Source organism: Candidatus Aminicenantes bacterium (genome assembly GCA_026393855.1).
Taxonomy (GTDB): Bacteria; Acidobacteriota; Aminicenantia; order Aminicenantales; family UBA4085; genus UBA4085.
The window spans coordinates 87,144-103,498 of sequence record JAPKZJ010000011.1 but is presented as its reverse complement, the minus strand read 5'-3'; the positions used below and the strand labels follow the sequence as shown (position 1 = coordinate 103,498).

Genomic DNA, 16,355 nt, shown 5'->3' with positions numbered 1-16,355 from the left:
ACCGGAGCCCGATCGGCCTCAAGATCGGGCTCCGGTGACGTTCCCTGCGTCCGCGGCGCGGGAGCCGCGGGCGGATCGACTTAAGGGCGGATTTCCGCCCATCGGACTCCGTCGCTAACCTTTTCCCGCCGTCCGTTATATTATGTGAAGACCCAATCCCCTATTGCGGCCATCTCCGCCCTAAACGGCCTGGCTGAGGCAACGAGCCGGGGATTCGGCGATGCGGCGATCCTCGAGAGGGGGAGGATGGAGACTTCACAGAGTCTATTCTGGGACTATTTGGCCCCGCTGAAGCCTAAGCTCTACAACTACATCCTTAAATCCCTGAATTTCTCGCAGGATGCGGATGACGTCTTCCAAGAGACGGTTCTGCACGGTTTGCGATATTTCCGATCCTTCCGGCGGGATGAGAACTTCGGGGCTTGGATCTTCGGGATCGCTCACAACGAGATCAGGACTCATTTCAAGAAAAACCGCCGAACCGAATCAATGAAAGACCCCGACAAGATCGCCGCCTCGGTCGCCGGCGGCCCGGGCGACGCCGTGGGCGAAGTTTATCGGTACGCCGCCCAACTGAAGCCCCGCGAGCGGGATATTTTCTTTCTGTTCTACGAAAGCGGCCTCTCAATTACCGAGATCGCGGGCCTCACGAGGCTGAAAGAGGGCCACATCAAGCTGATCCTGTTCCAGGCCCGGGCCGCCCTCAGAGACATCATGGGAGTGACGCATGAATAGCGACGAACGCCTTGACGAGAGCATTTCCCGACTGGTCCGAAGCGTCGAGCACGAGGTTCCGACCGCCCTGGATCGCCGTATTCAGGAGGCAGCGGATAAGTTCACCTCCCGGGCCGAGCGATCGAATAGACGCCGGCCTTATCCGATCTCCGAGATCCGCACGGAATTCGAAATCGCCGGCAAGAACATTAAGGTCGTCTTTTTCCAAAAGCCGGATTTTCATCTTTTCGAGGAGGAACGAAATGAAAAGGATTGAACGGTCTCTGGTCATTCGAATTCTTATGGCGGCCGTGCTTCTGGCCGCCGGCGCAATGCTTCCCCTCTTCGCCCAAGCCGCTGGGACACCCGGCGCGGCGCAGGAAGCCGTCTCCATAGCCCAGCCGGCTCAAGCCGGCCAGGCCAAGGCCGACTTTATGGTCGTCAAGAGCTACGAGCTGAAGTACATCGGCGCGACCGAGTTCATGCGCTCCGCCCGCTTCTACGTCATGGACAGCACGGGAACGGAGAAGTCCCTGACCGTCCGCATCATGAGCTCGCAGATCCCGGCCTTCGAGGCATTGCTGAAGAAGCTGGATGTGGAGAAGAAGAACATCCAATTCCGCGTCTACGCCATCGCCGCCTCGCAAGACGAACCGCCCCAAATCGTCAAAAACATGGCGCTGGTGGAAACAAAGGAAATCGCCGACCGAGACCTAAAAAAAGTACTGGATGAGATGAAGGGCCTCTGGAACTTCAAACACTACTGGATTGGCAGCCCCTCTTTTCTTATCGCCAAAGACGGCTCGGGCTCGAATGGAACTACGCTCGTCAGTCCCTGGGGAATCGATCTTGTAATCCGCGAAGTCGTTTTGCGGGGAGATGAGCCTGGAAAACGAACCATCTCGCTGGGCGAAATCACTGTGACCCAGAGCCAGAACGGGCCCAGGCAGGAACTCTTAAAAACAAGCGACATCACCCTTAAAGAAAGAGGCTATCTCGTCGTCGGCGTCAGCGGCCTCGGATTCCCATTACGGGAAATGGCCCTCATTCTCGTCATCAACGCCGAAGTGAAGTAACGCCCCCGCCTTCGTCCGCCGAGCGAGTTCCGCGATTCGCCCGGCGGCGTCGATCCCCTTGCCTTCGCCGCCGTCGTGATGGATTATAGGCCGAAGATGACGACCATGAAATCCTTCGATATCGCCCGCCTTCGGCTCGCCAGCCAGCAGATCGCCGGGACGAGGCTGAAAACCGCGGAAGACATCGTCGGCCGGTTGGGCGCCATACAAGCCCAGGACTTGCCCATGGCGCTTTGGGCCATCGGCGTCCGTCTCCCCCATGCCACGGTCGGGACCATCGAGGCCGCGGTCAGCCGCGGGGCGATCATCCGCACCCATCTGCTCCGGCCGACCTGGCATTTCGCCGCGGCCGCGGACATCCGCTGGATGCTCGCGCTTACGGCGCCGCAGATTCTGGGGGCCATGAAAGCCCGGCACAATCAATTGGGGCTGGCGCCCGCGGTCCTGACGAAGAGCTTCGCCGTACTGGAGAAGGCGCTTCGCGGCGGCATCCACCTGACCCGCGAGGACCTGATCGCCGCGCTGGGAAGGGCGAAGATCGCCACCGCGGACGGCCGCGCCTCCCATCTCTTTCTTTGCGCGGAGGCCGCGGGCCTCATCTGCAGCGGGGCAATGAAGAACGGAAAAGCGACGTTCGCCTTGCTCGAGGAATGGGTACCTCGAACCGAAGCTTTGCCAAAGGAAGAAGCCTTGGCTAGGCTGGCTGTCCGATATTTTAAGGGTCACGGCCCCGCCACCTTTCAGGATTTCATCTGGTGGTCGGGCCTTCCCGTCGGCCAGGCGCGGCAAGCCTTGGAGTCCGTAAAACGGAATCTTCGCTCAGAGACCGTCGCCTCCGCGACTAGCTGGTTTTCCGGCGGTTTGTCGGTCTCCCCCTCCGCTCCGGATTCGGCTTATCTACTGCCTGCTTTCGATGAATTCCTCATCGGCTACAAGGACCGCCGGGCTTCCCTGCCCCATGAAAGCCGGCATAAGGCCGTCTCCAGCAACGGCATCTTCCGCCCCATCGTGGTCGTGAATGGCCGCATCGTCGGGACGTGGAAAAAAGCGGCCGCAGCCGCCACGGCGACTTTGGATTTCTTCGAGCGGCCGGATAGCGACATTCGGGCGTTGATCGATAAAGCGGCCGCGCGGTACGGCCGCTTCATCGCCCGTAAGAATTCCGACTCGCCTATTTAGTAATGCATCCTTACTTCTTGACAATAATGCCGCCAGACATTATCATATTTTCTCCGGAGGATTCCCGCCATGCTTTGCAAGCGCACTTATAAAAACCAGATCACCCTCCCCAAGAAGGTCATGGAGAAGTTCGAAGGGGTCGAATACTTCCAGGCCGAAGTCCAGGAGGGCAAGATCGTCCTGGACCCCGTCCAGATCACCTCCGCGTCCGAGTCGGTTCTCGGGCAGGTCCGCCGCAAGGCCGCCGCGCTCGGACTGACCGACAAGGATGTCGAAGACGCCGTGGCTTGGTCCCGCAAGAAGTGACCGACTCCCCCGCCCGGATCGTCATCGACACCAACGTTCTCGTCTCCGGACTCCTTTTCGGCGGTGTTCCGGGGCGCTTGATTGATCTCGGCGGACAAGGCCGGATGCGAATCATCGCGACTCGTGCCATTCTTCAGGAATATATCCGGGTCCTGGCCTATCCCAAGTTCAAGCTGACCCAATTGGAGATCCGAGGCTTGCTCGATGAAGTCATCCTGCCGCTGGTCGAAGCCGTACAGATCAACGCGGTGCCCGCGGTGGTCAGGGCTGATCCTTCGGACGACAAGTTCCTGGCGGCGGCCGCGGCAGGCTCAGCCGAAGCGATCGTCAGCGGGGACCGTCACCTGCTTGCCTTGAAGACCTATCAAGGAATCCCGATTGAGACGTCGGCCGGGTTGATTCGCAAGCTCCAGGCCTCGGGGCTAATTCCTAGAGCGTGAAGGTCACGGTCACCGTCAGAATTACCTCGACGGGCTTGCCGTCGACAAACGTCGGCTCGTACTTCCACTGCGCGACGGCGTCGATGGCCGCCTGATCAAGCAGCGGAATGGAGTAGATGATCTTGCCCGGTTTCACGTTGCCCTGGATATCGATAAGCGCTTCCAAGATGACGACCCCTTGCACCCGGGCGTTCTGGGCCACGGCCGGATAGACGGGCCGGACGTCCTTGATCTGCTTGGGAGCGACCGGCAGATCCTTCTCCCGCACCGGCTCGTCAGTCGCGTCGGAATACGGGATACCCCGCTCGATCAAGCCGCGCCGGAGCGCGGCGATCTCCTTGGCCACGGCTTCGGACAGCTTGTTGATCTGCTGGGAGACAGAGGCATCCGCCTCCAAGCCCTGCCCGAGGATGTCCTTGATGAAGAGACCGATCTCCTTTTCCGCGCTCGCGGCCTGAGCGGCATTCGGATCCGTCGCCACGACCAGCCGGACCGTCCGGACGATGCGGGCGTAGCGACGGAAGAAGTCCTCCGTAACCGCGCCCCGCGCCCGCGCCTGTTCCGACTCGACCTTGAGTCCAGCCAGCGTCTTGGCAGCCGAATCCGGCGCGAGGACTCCGCCCATCAAGCTCTCGAAGAAAGAATCCAGCTTGTTCAGGAGAGCGTGCCCCCGATCTGGAACGGTTGCGGCCTGAACAGCGGCGGGCTCGGCCCAGCCTTGGGATGAAGCCAAGACAAGGCCGCAGCAGACGGTGAGAGCGATCAGTAGATGGCGGGGATTCTTCATGGGTCATCCTTTCCGGCGGGCAAAGAAATCTTCAGTTACCCCGACTCTAGGAGGCTGACCGGGGCTTGTCAAGCATCTGGACGGAAGCGGATTTGTTTCGCGAGTGGTCAACCGTCCGAACCGGGGAGATCTCGGCCCGGGGAAATCGGGGATTACGTATGGTGTCCCCCTATCTATTACCTATTTGTTCCGCTCGACGACGTAATCCAAGGCCGAACGGAGGCGAAGGCGGGCGCCGAGCGGGGCGCTCAAGGCGTCAATGACAAGGCCGGTCCGGGTCTTCAGCCGGTCCATCTCGACGTGGAGGCCCGCCTGGACGCCGCTCCGGTCGGCGATGGCGCGAACCTCGCGGAGCATGGCCGCGTTCAGGCCGGGATTCCCGAAGATCACGACAAGCCTTTTGCGGTCCTTGCCCCCCGTCCGATCGAACAACCGGCGCATCAACAGGGTCAGCTTGGCTTCGCGGATATCCGACCCGATGGGCTTGCCGAGCTCCTTGGCGTCGCCATATAGCCCCAGCTCGTCGTCGCGCCATTGGAAAAGAAGGCCCATCGTCTCGCCCAGCTTAGCCAGGCGGGCCTGGAGCCGCGGGGAGGCTCCGCCCAGGATGGCCCCGGTCCGCATGGGCGCCGAAAACGTATAGCGGCCCGTTTTGTTGATGTAGAGGCGGCGGATCTCCGATTCCGCCGTGTCGGGAAAAGTCTGGCTGAAGTTCAGGTCCTGCATTTGGGCCAGGCCGACCCGGCAGAGGTCGTCCGACCAGAGCCCCAGGACGGCCGCCCTCGTCGCGGGATGGATGGGCAGGCCGGCCAGAATCTCGAAGCCCATAAACAGGGCGATGTCGCCCAGGCAGATGCCCATCCCTTCGCCGAAATGGTCCGGGTCCATCGCTCCGGATTTGGCGCCCTGCCGTGCATATTGGACGTGGAGCGATGGGCCGCCCCGCCGGAAGAGGTCGTGATCGATGATGTCGTCGTGGATGAGCAGGCCGGCTTGGATAAGCTCGACCGCGGCGCCGGCCCGGACAACGGCGGTTCCCGGCCGCTTGCCGGCCGCGCTATACCCGGCGACCACCATGCCGGCCCGCAGCATCTTGCCGGTCCGGACAAAGACGCGCAGCCGGCCCGCCGCATCCGGCCCCCAGGCGTTGACCCGACCGTAGCGCCGTGAAGCACCGGCCAGGTACTGATCGAGAAACGCCCCGACCTCGACCTTGACGCCGGCCAGATACTCCGGGAAGGAGGAACGATCAGGCATGGGTTTCGCTACTCGGCGCCGGGGTTTTCCGTCGCTCCAGGAGTTCGACCACTCTCTCGACGGCCGACATGGGGGTCGAGGCGCCCGAAGCCACGAAGACCGAAGCGCCCGACGGGATCGGCAGTTCGGCCACCTGCTCGGGATCGTCCACGAAATGGACGCAGGCCTTCTCGCCGCCGGCCAAATCGTAGAGATGGCGGGTGTTGGCGCTGCGCCGCGATCCGACGATCAGCACGCAATCGTGCCGGGCGGCCATGCGACGGACTTCCTCCTGCCGCTCGGAGGTCGGCCGGCAGATCGTGTCTTCGAAGAGAACCTCGGGAACCAGCGCCCGAACCGCCTCCAGGACGGCCCGAGCTTCCTCGCGGATAAAGGTCGACTGGACAACGATCCCGGCCCGGCCGACACCGGCCAGCGAAGCTGCAGTGACGTCGGCGGGGTGGCGGAAGACCAGAGCCCGGTCGACATGGCCGGCGATGCCCCGGACCTCGTCGTGGCGGGGATCGCCGATGATGACGACAGTGAAACCGTCCGCCTCAAGCCGGCGGGCCTTTTCGTGGATCAGGCGAACCATCGGGCAGGTGGCGTCGATGACGTCGACGCCGCGAGCCTGCAGATCCTCGAAGACCCCCAGGGGGGCGCCGTGGCTGGGGATGATGACGCTGCCGGTCGGCCCGATCTGGGTCAGGTCGCGGATGATGCTCAAGCCCTTGGCCCGCAGGCCGCGAATGACGAGCTCGTTGTGAACGATCTCGCCGTACATGTAGTAGGTCCGGTCGGGGTTGCGGGCCAACAGGTCCTCGACCAGGGTCAGCGTCTTGCGGACGCCGAAGCAGTAACTGAGGTTGCCCGAGAGGGTGATGCGCATGGCCGGCGCCTGATTTATAGCACACTTGCCGCCGGTCCACCAACCCGAGGGGTTCCCCTTTTCCCACAGCTGCTTTATAATGCTTTGTTCCCATAAGGAGCCTTTCATGGACAAGCGATTCACCGATCATCTGGAAGCCGAGCTGGCCCGGATCCGGGCCGAAGGCCTGTACAAGACCGAGCGCGTTCTGACTACGACCCAGGGTGTCGAGATCAAGACGGAAGGGGGCCTCAAGGTCCTCAACTTCTGCGCGAACAATTACCTAGGCCTGTGCAACGAGCCGCGGGTCATGGCCGCCGCCAACTACGCCTTCTTCCGCTGGGGCTACGGCATGGCTTCGGTCCGGTTCATCTGCGGCACCCAAAAAGTCCACAAAGAGCTCGAGCGCGGCATGGCCGACTTCCTGGGCATGGACGACGCCCTGCTCTATTCCTCGGCCTTCGACGCCAACGGCGGCGTCTTCGAGCCCCTGCTGGACGAGCGCTCGGCCATCATCTCCGACGAGCTCAACCACGCTTCGATCATCGACGGGGTGCGGCTCTGCAAGGCTCAGCGCTTCGTCTATAAAAACTGCGACATGGCCGACCTCGAAATGCGGCTCAAGGAAGCCGAGGGAGCCAAGACCAAGCTCATCGTCACCGACGGCGTCTTCTCGATGGACGGCAGCCTCGCCCCGGTCGACCAGATCTGCGCTCTGGCCGAGAAGTACGAAGCCCTGGTCCTGGTCGACGACTCGCACGCCACCGGTTTCGTCGGCCCGACCGGACGCGGCACCCACGAGCATTTCGGCGTGATGGACAAGGTCGACCTGATCGTCACCACCTTCGGCAAGGCCTTGGGCGGAGCCTCGGGCGGCTGCATCGCCGGCCGCAAGGCGATCATCGAGTATCTCCGCCAGCGGTCGCGGCCCTACATCTTCTCCAACTCGCTGACCCCAGGCATCGCCGGCGCCACCCTGGAAGTCCTCAAGATCATCACCGAGTCGACGGAATTGCGCGACCGGCTGATGTCGAACACCGGGTTTTTCCGGCGGGGCATGGAGGAGGCCGGGTTCAAGATCGTGCCCGGCATCCACCCCATCGTCCCGGTCCTTTTTGGTCACCTGCCCAATGACGCCCAGCTCAGCCAACGCTTCGCCGACGAGCTGCTGCAGGAGGGGATCTACGTTATCGGGTTCTACTTCCCGGTCGTCCCCCGGGGCAAGTCCCGCATCCGGGTCCAGATCAGCGCCGCCCACAGCCTGGAGCAGATCGGCTTCGCCATCGACAAGTTCAAGAAGGTCGCCAAAAAGCTGATCGGCTGACTAGCTTTGCCGCCCCGTGTGTCGCGGAGTGAGGGGCGAGAACGGCGCGTCATGTAAGATATTTTAAAGGTCCATCTCCCATCCCCTGGAAACGCGGCTCGGGGTATTGGCCCGGCGGCTTCGGGCTCTTTTCGCCTTTTCCCACAGCTCTCTTCGGCGCCTCAAGCGCTTCGCAGTCCTCGTAGGGACGTCGCTTCGACAATCCCCGCGAGGGCGGAACTCCGCATTTCGCCGTTGGCCGATACCCCGATCCGCGCTCCTTTCCCGGGGATGGTGGATGATCCTTCTTTACGCGATGATCTGAACCGCCAGCCAATAGACGGTCCCGCGGGGACCGAAATCGCGGGAAGGGAATCCGATCAGGACGATCCGCCCTGGGCGTATATCGATCGTCTGACTCAGCAGATTCGGAGCCTCGGATTTCGCCCATCGCGGCGCAGCCTCGGAGTCCGCAGGGGGCGTCCTGCCCTGTGACAGAGGCGTTTGGATCCAACCGCCTCGAAAAGAAATCCGCGCGATGAGGCCGTTTTCATCACGCTTAATGATCGTACAAGCCAACCAATAATGAAGAGGATAACCGTGAGATCGGGATTTTGAATAAGATTCCTCCTCCGCCGACGGCCCGAATTCATCATCCCCGCCCCCGCTCAGCGCCAGACGATGTGCGCCCACGGGCTCAATTGCGATTTCAAACGGGGGTCCCGCCTTCTTCCTGATTTCCTCCCCCATAGGGAAATTAACGCTATTCCGGATCGTGCGTCCGATATCCGCGTCCGTGAGCCCGCCCGGGGCTTCCAGCGAAAGGACCACGACGCCGTCCGGAAAAGCCGAAGTGACATCGCCGGCTGTCTGCCGACCGACGATTCCACCTTTCCCGCCGGCGCCGCCAAAAACGACTCCTTGCAACGGGAGAATCGTGAAGACACGGATGGATAAGACGGCGTTTTTTTCAACCGCCCATCCCGTTAAAACAAGAACCGACAAGAACCCTATTGCTAAACTGATCCGAATGAATCTCATCATCGCCCCTCCTCAATAATAGAACGACTATAACCCATCACTCCGACATACATACAACTTGGCGATTTATTTCCCCGGCGGAGTATTAGCATCTTGATGTTTTAGCGTTTTAATGTCAGAATAGGCCCAGAGGAAAACGTTGATGAGTGAAAACACGAAAAGATACACAGTCTATCTTCAAGAAGATCTGCATCGAGCGCTCAAGGTTAAAGCCGCCGAGACGGGATATTCCGTCTCGGACCTGGTCAACAATGCCGTCCGCTTGGCCTTGCGCGAGGATGCCGAGGATCTAGCAGCATTCGAGGAACGGAAAAACGAAAGAATAGTTTCCTTCGAGGACGTGGTCAAAAAACTGAAAGCCGATGGCAAGCTATAAGGTCGGCTTTCGGGCTTCCGCGGAGAAAGAACTCCGCAAATTGCCCGCCCCCGACTTAGTCCGCATAATTGGACGAATCTCGGACCTCGCCGGGAACCCTCGTCCCGAGGGCGTCTCCAAGCTCTCGGGAGAGGAAAGATACCGAATCCGCCAGGGTGATTATCGGATCGTATATGCCATCGATGACCGCGAAAAGGCCGTGCTGATCGTCAAGATAGGCAACCGCAAAGACGTTTATCGCTGATACTACCGGTGGCTGCCTCTTTATTCCTTCCCGGCGCCTGGATTATCATAGGCAGGTATCCGGGGACGCCGTTCCCCTCTAGGAGAGAGCTATGCCCAAGCCGGCCGCCGCCTTTGCCCTCGGGCTCGATTTCGGGACGAATTCCGTCCGGGCCCTGATCGTCGATATCCGCAATGGACGCGAGGTCGCGACCTCGGTCTTCCCCTACCCCAGCGGGAGGGCCGGCATCATCCTGGACGCCCGCAATCCGGACCTGGCCCGCCAGCATCCGGCCGACTACCTGCACGGGATCGAGGTCGTCGTCCGGCGGACCCTGGCCCAGGCCCGTAAAAAGGACCGCTCTTTCAAGCCCGCCCGGATCATCGGCATCGGTGTCGACACGACCGGCTCCACACCCATCCCGGTGGACAAAGACGGCTTGCCCCTCTGCTTCAAAAAAGAGTTTTCCCGCAACCCCAACGCCATGGCCTGGCTGTGGAAGGATCACACCGGGTTCGCCGAAGCGGCCGAGTTCACCGCCCTGGCCGCCCGGGAGCATCCCGAGTATCTGGCCAAGTGCGGCGGCACCTACTCCTCGGAATGGTTTTTCAGCAAGATTCTTCATTGCCTGCGGGTCGACCCGGCCGTTTTCGTCGCCGCCGCAAGCTGGGTGGAATGCTGCGACTGGATCACGGCCGCCCTGGTCGGCGACACCCGGCCCGACCGCATCAAGCGGAGCCGTTGCGCCGCGGGCCACAAGGCCCTATTCAACGCGGCCTGGGGCGGCTTGCCGGCGGCGGACTTCCTGACCAAGCTCGACCCAAAGTTAGGGGCGCTTCGAGCCCGGCTTTTCGATAAAACCTACACGGCTGACGTCGTCGCCGGCGGGCTGTCGCCGGCCTGGGCCGCGGCCCTAGGCCTGCCGGAAGAGACGCCCGTTGCGGTCGGCGCCTTCGACGCCCACCTGGGCGCCATCGGCTCGGGCATCGTCCCCGGAACGCTGGTCAAGATCGTCGGCACGAGCACTTGCGACATCGCGGTCTGGCCGAGCGACAAGCCGCTGGCCGACATTCCCGGGCTGTGCGGCATCGTTGACGGCTCGGTCCTGCCGGGCGCCTTCGGGCTGGAGGCCGGGCAATCGGCCGTCGGGGACATCTTCAACTGGTTCGTGGACTGCATCCAACCGGGCGGCCCCCGTCTAGGCTCACACGAGGCGCTGACCAAGGAAGCCACCCGAATCAGGCCCGGGCAATCCGGCTTGCTGGCTTTAGACTGGAACAACGGCAACCGGACGATCCTGGTCGACCAGCGCCTGACCGGGCTGCTCGTCGGGCAGACGCTCCACACCCAGCCGGCCGAGATCTACCGGGCTCTTATCGAGGCGACCGCATTCGGCGCCCGGACCATCATCGAGAGGCTTCGGGAATATGGCGTCGGGATCGACCGGGTCGTCAACTGCGGCGGCATCGCCGAAAAGAATCCCCTGGTCATGCAGATCTATGCCGATGTGATCGGGCTGGAGATGAAGGTCGCCCGTTCGGCCCAAACCTGCGCCCTGGGCTCGGCCATCGCCGGCGCCGTGGCGGCGGGACCCGCGGCGGGCGGTTTCAAGGACTTCGCCTCGGCGCAAGCGGCGATTTGCGGCGTCAAGGCCCGATCCTACAAACCCGATCCAGCCCGCCGCAAAATCTACGCTGAGATCTATCCCCTCTACCGCAGGCTCCACGACGCCTTCGGCATCAAAGACGCCCCCGGCGCCCTCTATCCCCTCATGAAAAGCCTGCTGGCCATCCGGGACCGCGTCCTGGCCGAGAAATGACATGCTGGACAAGCTCAAGGCAAGCGTCCTGCAGGCCAATCGGGACCTCGTCGATCACGGCTTGGTCGTCCTGACTTTCGGCAACGCCAGCGGCATCGACCGCAAGCGCGGCTTGCTGGCCATCAAGCCCAGCGGCGTCGGCTACGAAACAATGAAGGCCGAGGACATCGTTCTCGTCGACCGGGACGGGAAGATCGTCGAGGGCAAGCTTCGCCCCTCTTCGGACACGCCGACGCATCTGGTCCTCTACCGAGCTTTTCCCTGGATCGGCGGCCTCGTCCACGCCCACAGCCCCGCGGCCACGGCCTTCGCCCAGGCCCGTCGGTCCATCCCCTGTCTGGGCACGACCCACGCCGATCATTTCGCGGGGCCGGTCCCGGTGACCCGGCTTCTGCGCCGGGCCGAAGTCGAAGGCGATTACGAGATCGAAACCGGGAAGGTCATCATCGAACGCTTCGCCAAGCTCGACCCGGCGGCCATGCCGGCCGTGCTCGTCGCCGGCCACGGACCGTTCGTTTGGGGCCGAACCCCGGAAGAAGCGGTTCATAACGCAGTCGCCCTAGAACTCGTGGCCGCCATGGCCCTGGCGACTCTGCAAGTCGAGCCCCGTGTCGCCGCTCTGCCCGAGTATCTTCTTCGCAAACACCATCAACGCAAGCACGGCCCCCGGGCCTATTACGGACAAAAGTAAGGAGCGATCATGATCAACATCCCCGCCGTCAAGCTGGGCCTCGTGGCCGTGAGCCGCGACTGCTTCCCGATCGAGCTGTCCTGCCGCCGCCGAATCAAGCTCGCCGCCGCCTGCCGCGAGAAGGGCATCCGCATCGCCGAGATCCCGACCATCGTCGAGAACGAGGCCCACGCCCTGGAGGCCCTGGACAAGCTGAAGGCCGCCGGCGTCAACGCCCTCGTCCTCTTCCTGGGCAACTTCGGGCCCGAGGGCCCTACCACCATCCTGGCCCAGCGCTTCGGCGGGCCGGTGATGTTCGCGGCCGCGGCCGAGGAGACGGGCAAGGACCTTATCGACGGCCGGGGCGACGCCTACTGCGGCATGCTCAACGCCTCCTACAACATCGGGCTGCGCAAGCTGCACCCCTACATACCCGAATACCCGGTCGGAACGGCGGACGAGATCGCCGGGATGATCGCGGACTTCCTGCCGGTCGCCCGGATTCAGCTGGGGCTCAAGAGCCTCAAGGTCTTCGCCTTCGGCCCCCGGCCGCAGGATTTCCTGGCTTGCAACGCCCCCATCAAGCCGCTCTACGACCTCGGGGTCGAGGTCATGGAGAACTCCGAGCTCGACCTTTACGACGCCTTCCTCCAGGCCAAGGGGGCGCGCGAGGTCAAGGCCGTGGCCAAGGACATGGCCAAGGAGCTGGGGGCCGGCAACGCTTATCCCGATTTGCTCGAGAAGCTGGCCCAGTTCGAAGTCGCCCTGACCCATTTCATGAAGGCCAACCTGGGCGCCTCGAAATACGGCGTCTTCGCCGACAAGTGCTGGCCGGCTTTCGAGAAGTATTTCGGCTTCGTGCCCTGCTACGTCAACTCGCGTCTGGCCGGCCGCGGCATCCCCGTGGCCTGCGAAGTGGATATCTACGGCGCCTTGAGCGAGTACATGGCCGTCTGCGCCACCGAACGCCCGGCCACCCTGCTCGACATCAACAACACGGTCCCCATGGACATGTACAAGGCGGCCGGCAAGGCCCTCCACGGCTACAAGCCCACCGACCTGTTCATGGGCTTCCACTGCGGCAACACGTCCTCGTCCTGCCTGATCGAGGGCGGGCTCAAGCACCAGCTCATCATGCACCGGCTGATAGAGCCAGGGAAGGACCCCGACATCACCCGGGGCACACTCGAAGGCCGGATCAAGGTCGGCGATGTGACGATCTTCCGGCTCCAGGCGACGGCCGACGCCGTCCTCCGCTCCTACATGGCCGAGGGCGAAGTCCTGGACATCGACCCGAAGTCGTTCGGCGGCATCGGTGTCATCGCCGTCAAGGAGATGGGCCGCTTCTATCGCCATGTCCTGATCGAGAAGCGCTTCCCCCACCACACCGCCGTAGCCTTCGCGCCCGCGGGCAAGGCCCTTTATGCGGCGGTTCGGATGCTGGGTGTCGACGACATCGGCGTCAACCGGCCGGCGAGCCGGCCTTACCCGACGGAGAACCCGTTTTGAGCCCTGACCCCGGCCCAGGGCCGGCGGCGGGACCGGTCGGCACGGCCAAGTCGCCGTTCACGACCGAGGGCGTGCGCGATTACGAACGGCGCCGCTACAAAAGCTGGGACCAGCGGATGGTCCAGGCCCGCGAGCGCCGTATCACCCGGCGGCTCTTCAAGGCCGCCGGGTCCGCGGCATCGACGGGGCTCGTCCTGGATCTGCCCTGCGGGTACGGCCGCTTCGCGCCGCTTCTCATCGAGATCGGCGCCCGCCCCGTCAACGCCGACCTGTCCTTCGAGATGGTCCGGCGGGCGGACGAGACGAGCGGCAGGCCGGGTGTCGCCGCCGACGCCAAGAACGGCCTGCCCTTCCGCCCGGGCGTTTTCGGCGCGGTCTTTTGCATGCGCCTCCTGCACCACATCCACGACCCGGCCGATCGAAAAGTCATCCTCACGGAGTTCGCCCGCGTCTCGGCCGGCTGGGCCGTCATTTCCTATTACCGCTCCAACGCCCTGCACAAGGCCCAGCGGGCCCTGCGCCGCCTGCGCAAGAAGAGCCCCCGCAAGATCCGGATGATCGAGGGCGACGGCTTCGCCCGCGAAGCGGAGGCGGCCGGGTGGACAGTCATCCGCGAAGCGGCCCTCTTCCGCGGCCTGCACGCGGCCCGCATCGCGCTGCTCAGAAAAGACGTCGGATAAGCTTTCGTTTTTTCGGCCTTCGGGCGCATTCCCGGCATCCTTGACAAGGCCCCAATCCCAGCATACAGTTTGCCCATCGACGAAGCCGCGTAAAGGCCTTTCAACGAGAGGAATGAGCTCGACGTTCAAGGGGATTCCCGTGAAGTTTGGCACTCGCGTCCTGACCTTTTTTGTGGCCGCCATCCTCGCCCTATCCGGACAAGGGCAGGCCGCATCTCCCCCGGCCGAGGACCTTCATCATGCGCCGCCGGCGCGTTTTCTCAAGACCGAGCCCCTGGCCCTGCGCGTCGAAAGCGAAGCCCGGCTCGAATGGCTGATGGTTTTCTGGAAGACTCCGAACGCGGAAGATTATGAAAGCCTGATTCTGGAGTCTAAAGACGGACGGACCTACGAAGGCCGGCTCGACACCGCGGCCCTGGCCGGGCCGTCACTCGCGTATTACCTGGCCTATAAGCTCGGCGAAAAAATCCTTTACCTCCCCGAGGGCGCTCCGAGCGCCGTTTTCACGGTCACCGACGCGACGCCCGCAGGCGCCGTCGTCGCGCCGACTGCACCCGCACCGCCCTCCCAGGGCGCCGGAGCGGCCAACCCCTTTCCTCTCCATCTCGACGGCAGCGCCGAAAGCCTCATCGTCAGGGAAGGCGAAGGCGCAACGCCCTCCGGATTCAACCAGGCCCACCATCTCCGGCTGGAGTATGGCTACCGCAAGGAAGGGCTGGCCCTGGACCTGGGCGCCCGTCTTGCCTACGCCAATCAACCCGTCGCGGGGGAGGACCCGTTTGACTTGCCCGACCTCAGCTTCTCGGCCACGGTCAAAAACCACTCCTTCCGGATGGGCGATCTGAACCTCTCCGAATCCGAATTCACCATCGCCTCCTTCGGCCGCCGCGGCCTCGCGTACGGCTTCGAGGGCAAGACCTTCGCTTTCCGCGTCTTCACCTCGGCCACCCAGCAGGCGCGGGGATTCAAAGGCCTCGGCTGGCCCAAGTCCGGCGCCTCGCTCGTCGGCGGGACGGCGGGTCTGACCCTGGCCAAGGCGCTGTCCGTGAAAGCCGTTTTTGTCTCGGGCGAGGACGATCCCGCCCTCGGCGTCAACGTCGGGACGTCCTCTCTCTTCCACCGCCGGAAAGGCCAGGTCCTGGCTTTCATCGGCGAGTCGCGCCTCCTCGGCGAAAGCCTGGACCTCCAGGCCGAGTTTGCCGCCGGACGTTACGACGCCAATCTGGAGGACGGCGAAAGCCTGACTCCGGGACAGGCTTACCGGCTCCGCGGAACGTTCCACAAGGGGGCGCTCGACGTCCAGGCCGGCTATCGCTCCATCGACAAGGACTTCAACACCGTCGGCCAGCCGTTTCTCCAGAACGATCGCCGGGGCTTCGACGCTTCCGCAGGCCTGGCCGTCGGCCCGGTCCGGGTCGGCGGCTCTTTCCGGTCCGAAGAAACCAACGTCGACAGCGATCCCGATCTGGCCACCGCGAGCCTGAACCAGGGGCGGGCCGACGTCAGCCTGCAGATCGGCGCCTCGTCCTCGATTCGGGTCGGTTATGTCAGCGAAAAACAGGACGCGCGATTCGCCACGGGAGCTTGGAATCCCTATCCCGCTTTCGAAGGGACCCTGGAGAAGACCGGACTGTCCGCCGGACTGGACCTCGGCCTGGCCTCCTGGCTCCGCGTCTCCGCATCGGGGGAGAAGGCGGATCTTCGTTGTCCTCTGACGCCGGCCATGCAAGGGTCCCAAACCTCGGCCATGGCCGGCTTGCAGATCCTAATCCCCGATCGGCTGACCCTGTTTCCGATTCTCAGCTACTCCCGGGTCGATCAGACGGGGGCGGGCGTGGAAACGACATCCCTATTCGCCTCCCTCAACGGAGATCTGACGATCATCCGCCGCTGGCTCTCCTGGAACGTCACCGGGTCCGCCGGCGACTCCCGGATGGGAGCGGGGGGCACGGTCAAATCCATTTCGGCGGACACGGGCCTCAATCTGAACCTCCGTCCTCTGATCCGGCTGGGCGACGCCATCGTCTCCCTGCGGGCGCAATATATCCGGACCCAGATGTCCGGGCAAACGACGGAAGCGTGGCGAGCGGCCGTCCGGCTGACGTACTCGTTCTAGGCAAGGAGGCGT

General features: G+C 63.4%; 18 protein-coding genes. 14 read left to right on the top strand and 4 right to left on the bottom strand.

Translation table 11 applies throughout. The features are described 5' to 3' along the window. The first annotated feature begins 246 nt into the window (after positions 1-246). The 6 genes from NTZ26_01790 (at position 247) to NTZ26_01765 (ending at position 3,715) form a co-directional block, all read left to right on the top strand. Positions 247-735 carry a sigma-70 family RNA polymerase sigma factor gene (locus NTZ26_01790; protein ID MCX6559223.1) on the top strand — a complete coding sequence of 163 codons (489 nt, stop codon included), beginning with the start codon at positions 247-249 and terminating at the stop codon, positions 733-735. Continuing rightward, a complete protein-coding gene (locus tag NTZ26_01785) occupies positions 728-991 on the top strand; it encodes a hypothetical protein (GenBank protein MCX6559222.1) in 264 nt (87 codons plus the stop codon). The genes NTZ26_01790 and NTZ26_01785 overlap by 8 nt, the downstream gene beginning before the upstream one ends. After that, positions 978-1,790, top strand: coding sequence for a hypothetical protein (locus tag NTZ26_01780; GenBank protein ID MCX6559221.1), 813 nt, complete (start codon positions 978-980; stop codon positions 1,788-1,790). The genes NTZ26_01785 and NTZ26_01780 overlap by 14 nt, the downstream gene beginning before the upstream one ends. 105 nt (positions 1,791-1,895) lie before the next feature. Beyond that, complete coding sequence (locus tag NTZ26_01775) at positions 1,896-2,969, top strand: winged helix DNA-binding domain-containing protein (GenBank protein ID MCX6559220.1); 1,074 nt, start codon at positions 1,896-1,898, stop codon at positions 2,967-2,969. A 69-nt stretch (positions 2,970-3,038) separates the two neighbouring features. Beyond that, positions 3,039-3,275 carry an AbrB/MazE/SpoVT family DNA-binding domain-containing protein gene (locus NTZ26_01770; GenBank protein ID MCX6559219.1) on the top strand — a complete coding sequence of 79 codons (237 nt, stop codon included), beginning with the start codon at positions 3,039-3,041 and terminating at the stop codon, positions 3,273-3,275. Next, on the top strand, positions 3,257-3,715 hold the full coding sequence (locus tag NTZ26_01765; GenBank protein ID MCX6559218.1) for a putative toxin-antitoxin system toxin component, PIN family: 459 nt from the start codon (positions 3,257-3,259) through the stop codon (positions 3,713-3,715). Before NTZ26_01770 ends, NTZ26_01765 begins: the two co-directional genes overlap by 19 nt. On the opposite strand, the gene NTZ26_01760 is transcribed toward NTZ26_01765, so the two are convergent. The 3 genes from NTZ26_01760 to ispH all read right to left on the bottom strand — a co-directional run bounded on the left by NTZ26_01760 (position 3,705) and on the right by ispH (position 6,627). After that, positions 3,705-4,502: an energy transducer TonB gene (locus NTZ26_01760; protein ID MCX6559217.1), complete on the bottom strand. Its 798-nt coding sequence runs from the start codon at positions 4,500-4,502 to the stop codon at positions 3,705-3,707. The two genes, NTZ26_01765 and NTZ26_01760, sit on opposite strands and share 11 nt — an antisense overlap. A 180-nt stretch (positions 4,503-4,682) precedes the next feature. Next, positions 4,683-5,759 (bottom strand): polyprenyl synthetase family protein, encoded by a 1,077-nt coding sequence (locus NTZ26_01755; GenBank protein MCX6559216.1) that lies wholly within the window; start codon positions 5,757-5,759, stop codon positions 4,683-4,685. After that, the gene (gene ispH / locus NTZ26_01750; protein MCX6559215.1) at positions 5,752-6,627 is read right to left on the bottom strand and encodes a 4-hydroxy-3-methylbut-2-enyl diphosphate reductase; all 876 of its coding nucleotides are present in this window, start codon (positions 6,625-6,627) and stop codon (positions 5,752-5,754) included. Before ispH ends, NTZ26_01755 begins: the two co-directional genes overlap by 8 nt. Positions 6,628-6,733: 106 nt before the next feature. On the opposite strand from ispH, the gene NTZ26_01745 reads away from it, so the two are divergent. Then, the gene (locus tag NTZ26_01745; GenBank protein MCX6559214.1) at positions 6,734-7,930 is read left to right on the top strand and encodes a glycine C-acetyltransferase; all 1,197 of its coding nucleotides are present in this window, start codon (positions 6,734-6,736) and stop codon (positions 7,928-7,930) included. 288 nt (positions 7,931-8,218) lie between these two features. Here the strand turns inward: NTZ26_01745 and NTZ26_01740 are convergent, their stop codons facing one another. Next, positions 8,219-8,953, bottom strand: a complete 735-nt coding sequence (locus NTZ26_01740) for a hypothetical protein (protein MCX6559213.1) — start codon at positions 8,951-8,953, stop codon at positions 8,219-8,221. A gap of 139 nt (positions 8,954-9,092) precedes the next feature. On the opposite strand from NTZ26_01740, the gene NTZ26_01735 reads away from it, so the two are divergent. The 7 genes from NTZ26_01735 (at position 9,093) to NTZ26_01705 (ending at position 16,343) form a co-directional block, all read left to right on the top strand. After that, positions 9,093-9,326 (top strand): CopG family transcriptional regulator, encoded by a 234-nt coding sequence (locus tag NTZ26_01735; protein MCX6559212.1) that lies wholly within the window; start codon positions 9,093-9,095, stop codon positions 9,324-9,326. Continuing rightward, positions 9,313-9,570: a type II toxin-antitoxin system RelE/ParE family toxin gene (locus tag NTZ26_01730; protein MCX6559211.1), complete on the top strand. Its 258-nt coding sequence runs from the start codon at positions 9,313-9,315 to the stop codon at positions 9,568-9,570. Before NTZ26_01735 ends, NTZ26_01730 begins: the two co-directional genes overlap by 14 nt. Before the next feature lie 91 nt (positions 9,571-9,661). After that, a complete protein-coding gene (locus NTZ26_01725; protein MCX6559210.1) occupies positions 9,662-11,368 on the top strand; it encodes a ribulokinase in 1,707 nt (568 codons plus the stop codon). 4 nt (positions 11,369-11,372) lie between these two features. Continuing rightward, the gene (gene araD, locus NTZ26_01720) at positions 11,373-12,059 is read left to right on the top strand and encodes an L-ribulose-5-phosphate 4-epimerase AraD (protein ID MCX6559209.1); all 687 of its coding nucleotides are present in this window, start codon (positions 11,373-11,375) and stop codon (positions 12,057-12,059) included. Between the two features lie 9 nt (positions 12,060-12,068). Beyond that, positions 12,069-13,547, top strand: coding sequence for a fucose isomerase (locus NTZ26_01715; GenBank protein MCX6559208.1), 1,479 nt, complete (start codon positions 12,069-12,071; stop codon positions 13,545-13,547). Then, complete coding sequence (locus tag NTZ26_01710) at positions 13,544-14,227, top strand: methyltransferase domain-containing protein (GenBank protein MCX6559207.1); 684 nt, start codon at positions 13,544-13,546, stop codon at positions 14,225-14,227. The genes NTZ26_01715 and NTZ26_01710 overlap by 4 nt, the downstream gene beginning before the upstream one ends. Before the next feature lie 139 nt (positions 14,228-14,366). Beyond that, on the top strand, positions 14,367-16,343 hold the full coding sequence (locus NTZ26_01705; protein ID MCX6559206.1) for a hypothetical protein: 1,977 nt from the start codon (positions 14,367-14,369) through the stop codon (positions 16,341-16,343). The last annotated feature ends 12 nt before the right edge of the window (positions 16,344-16,355 follow it).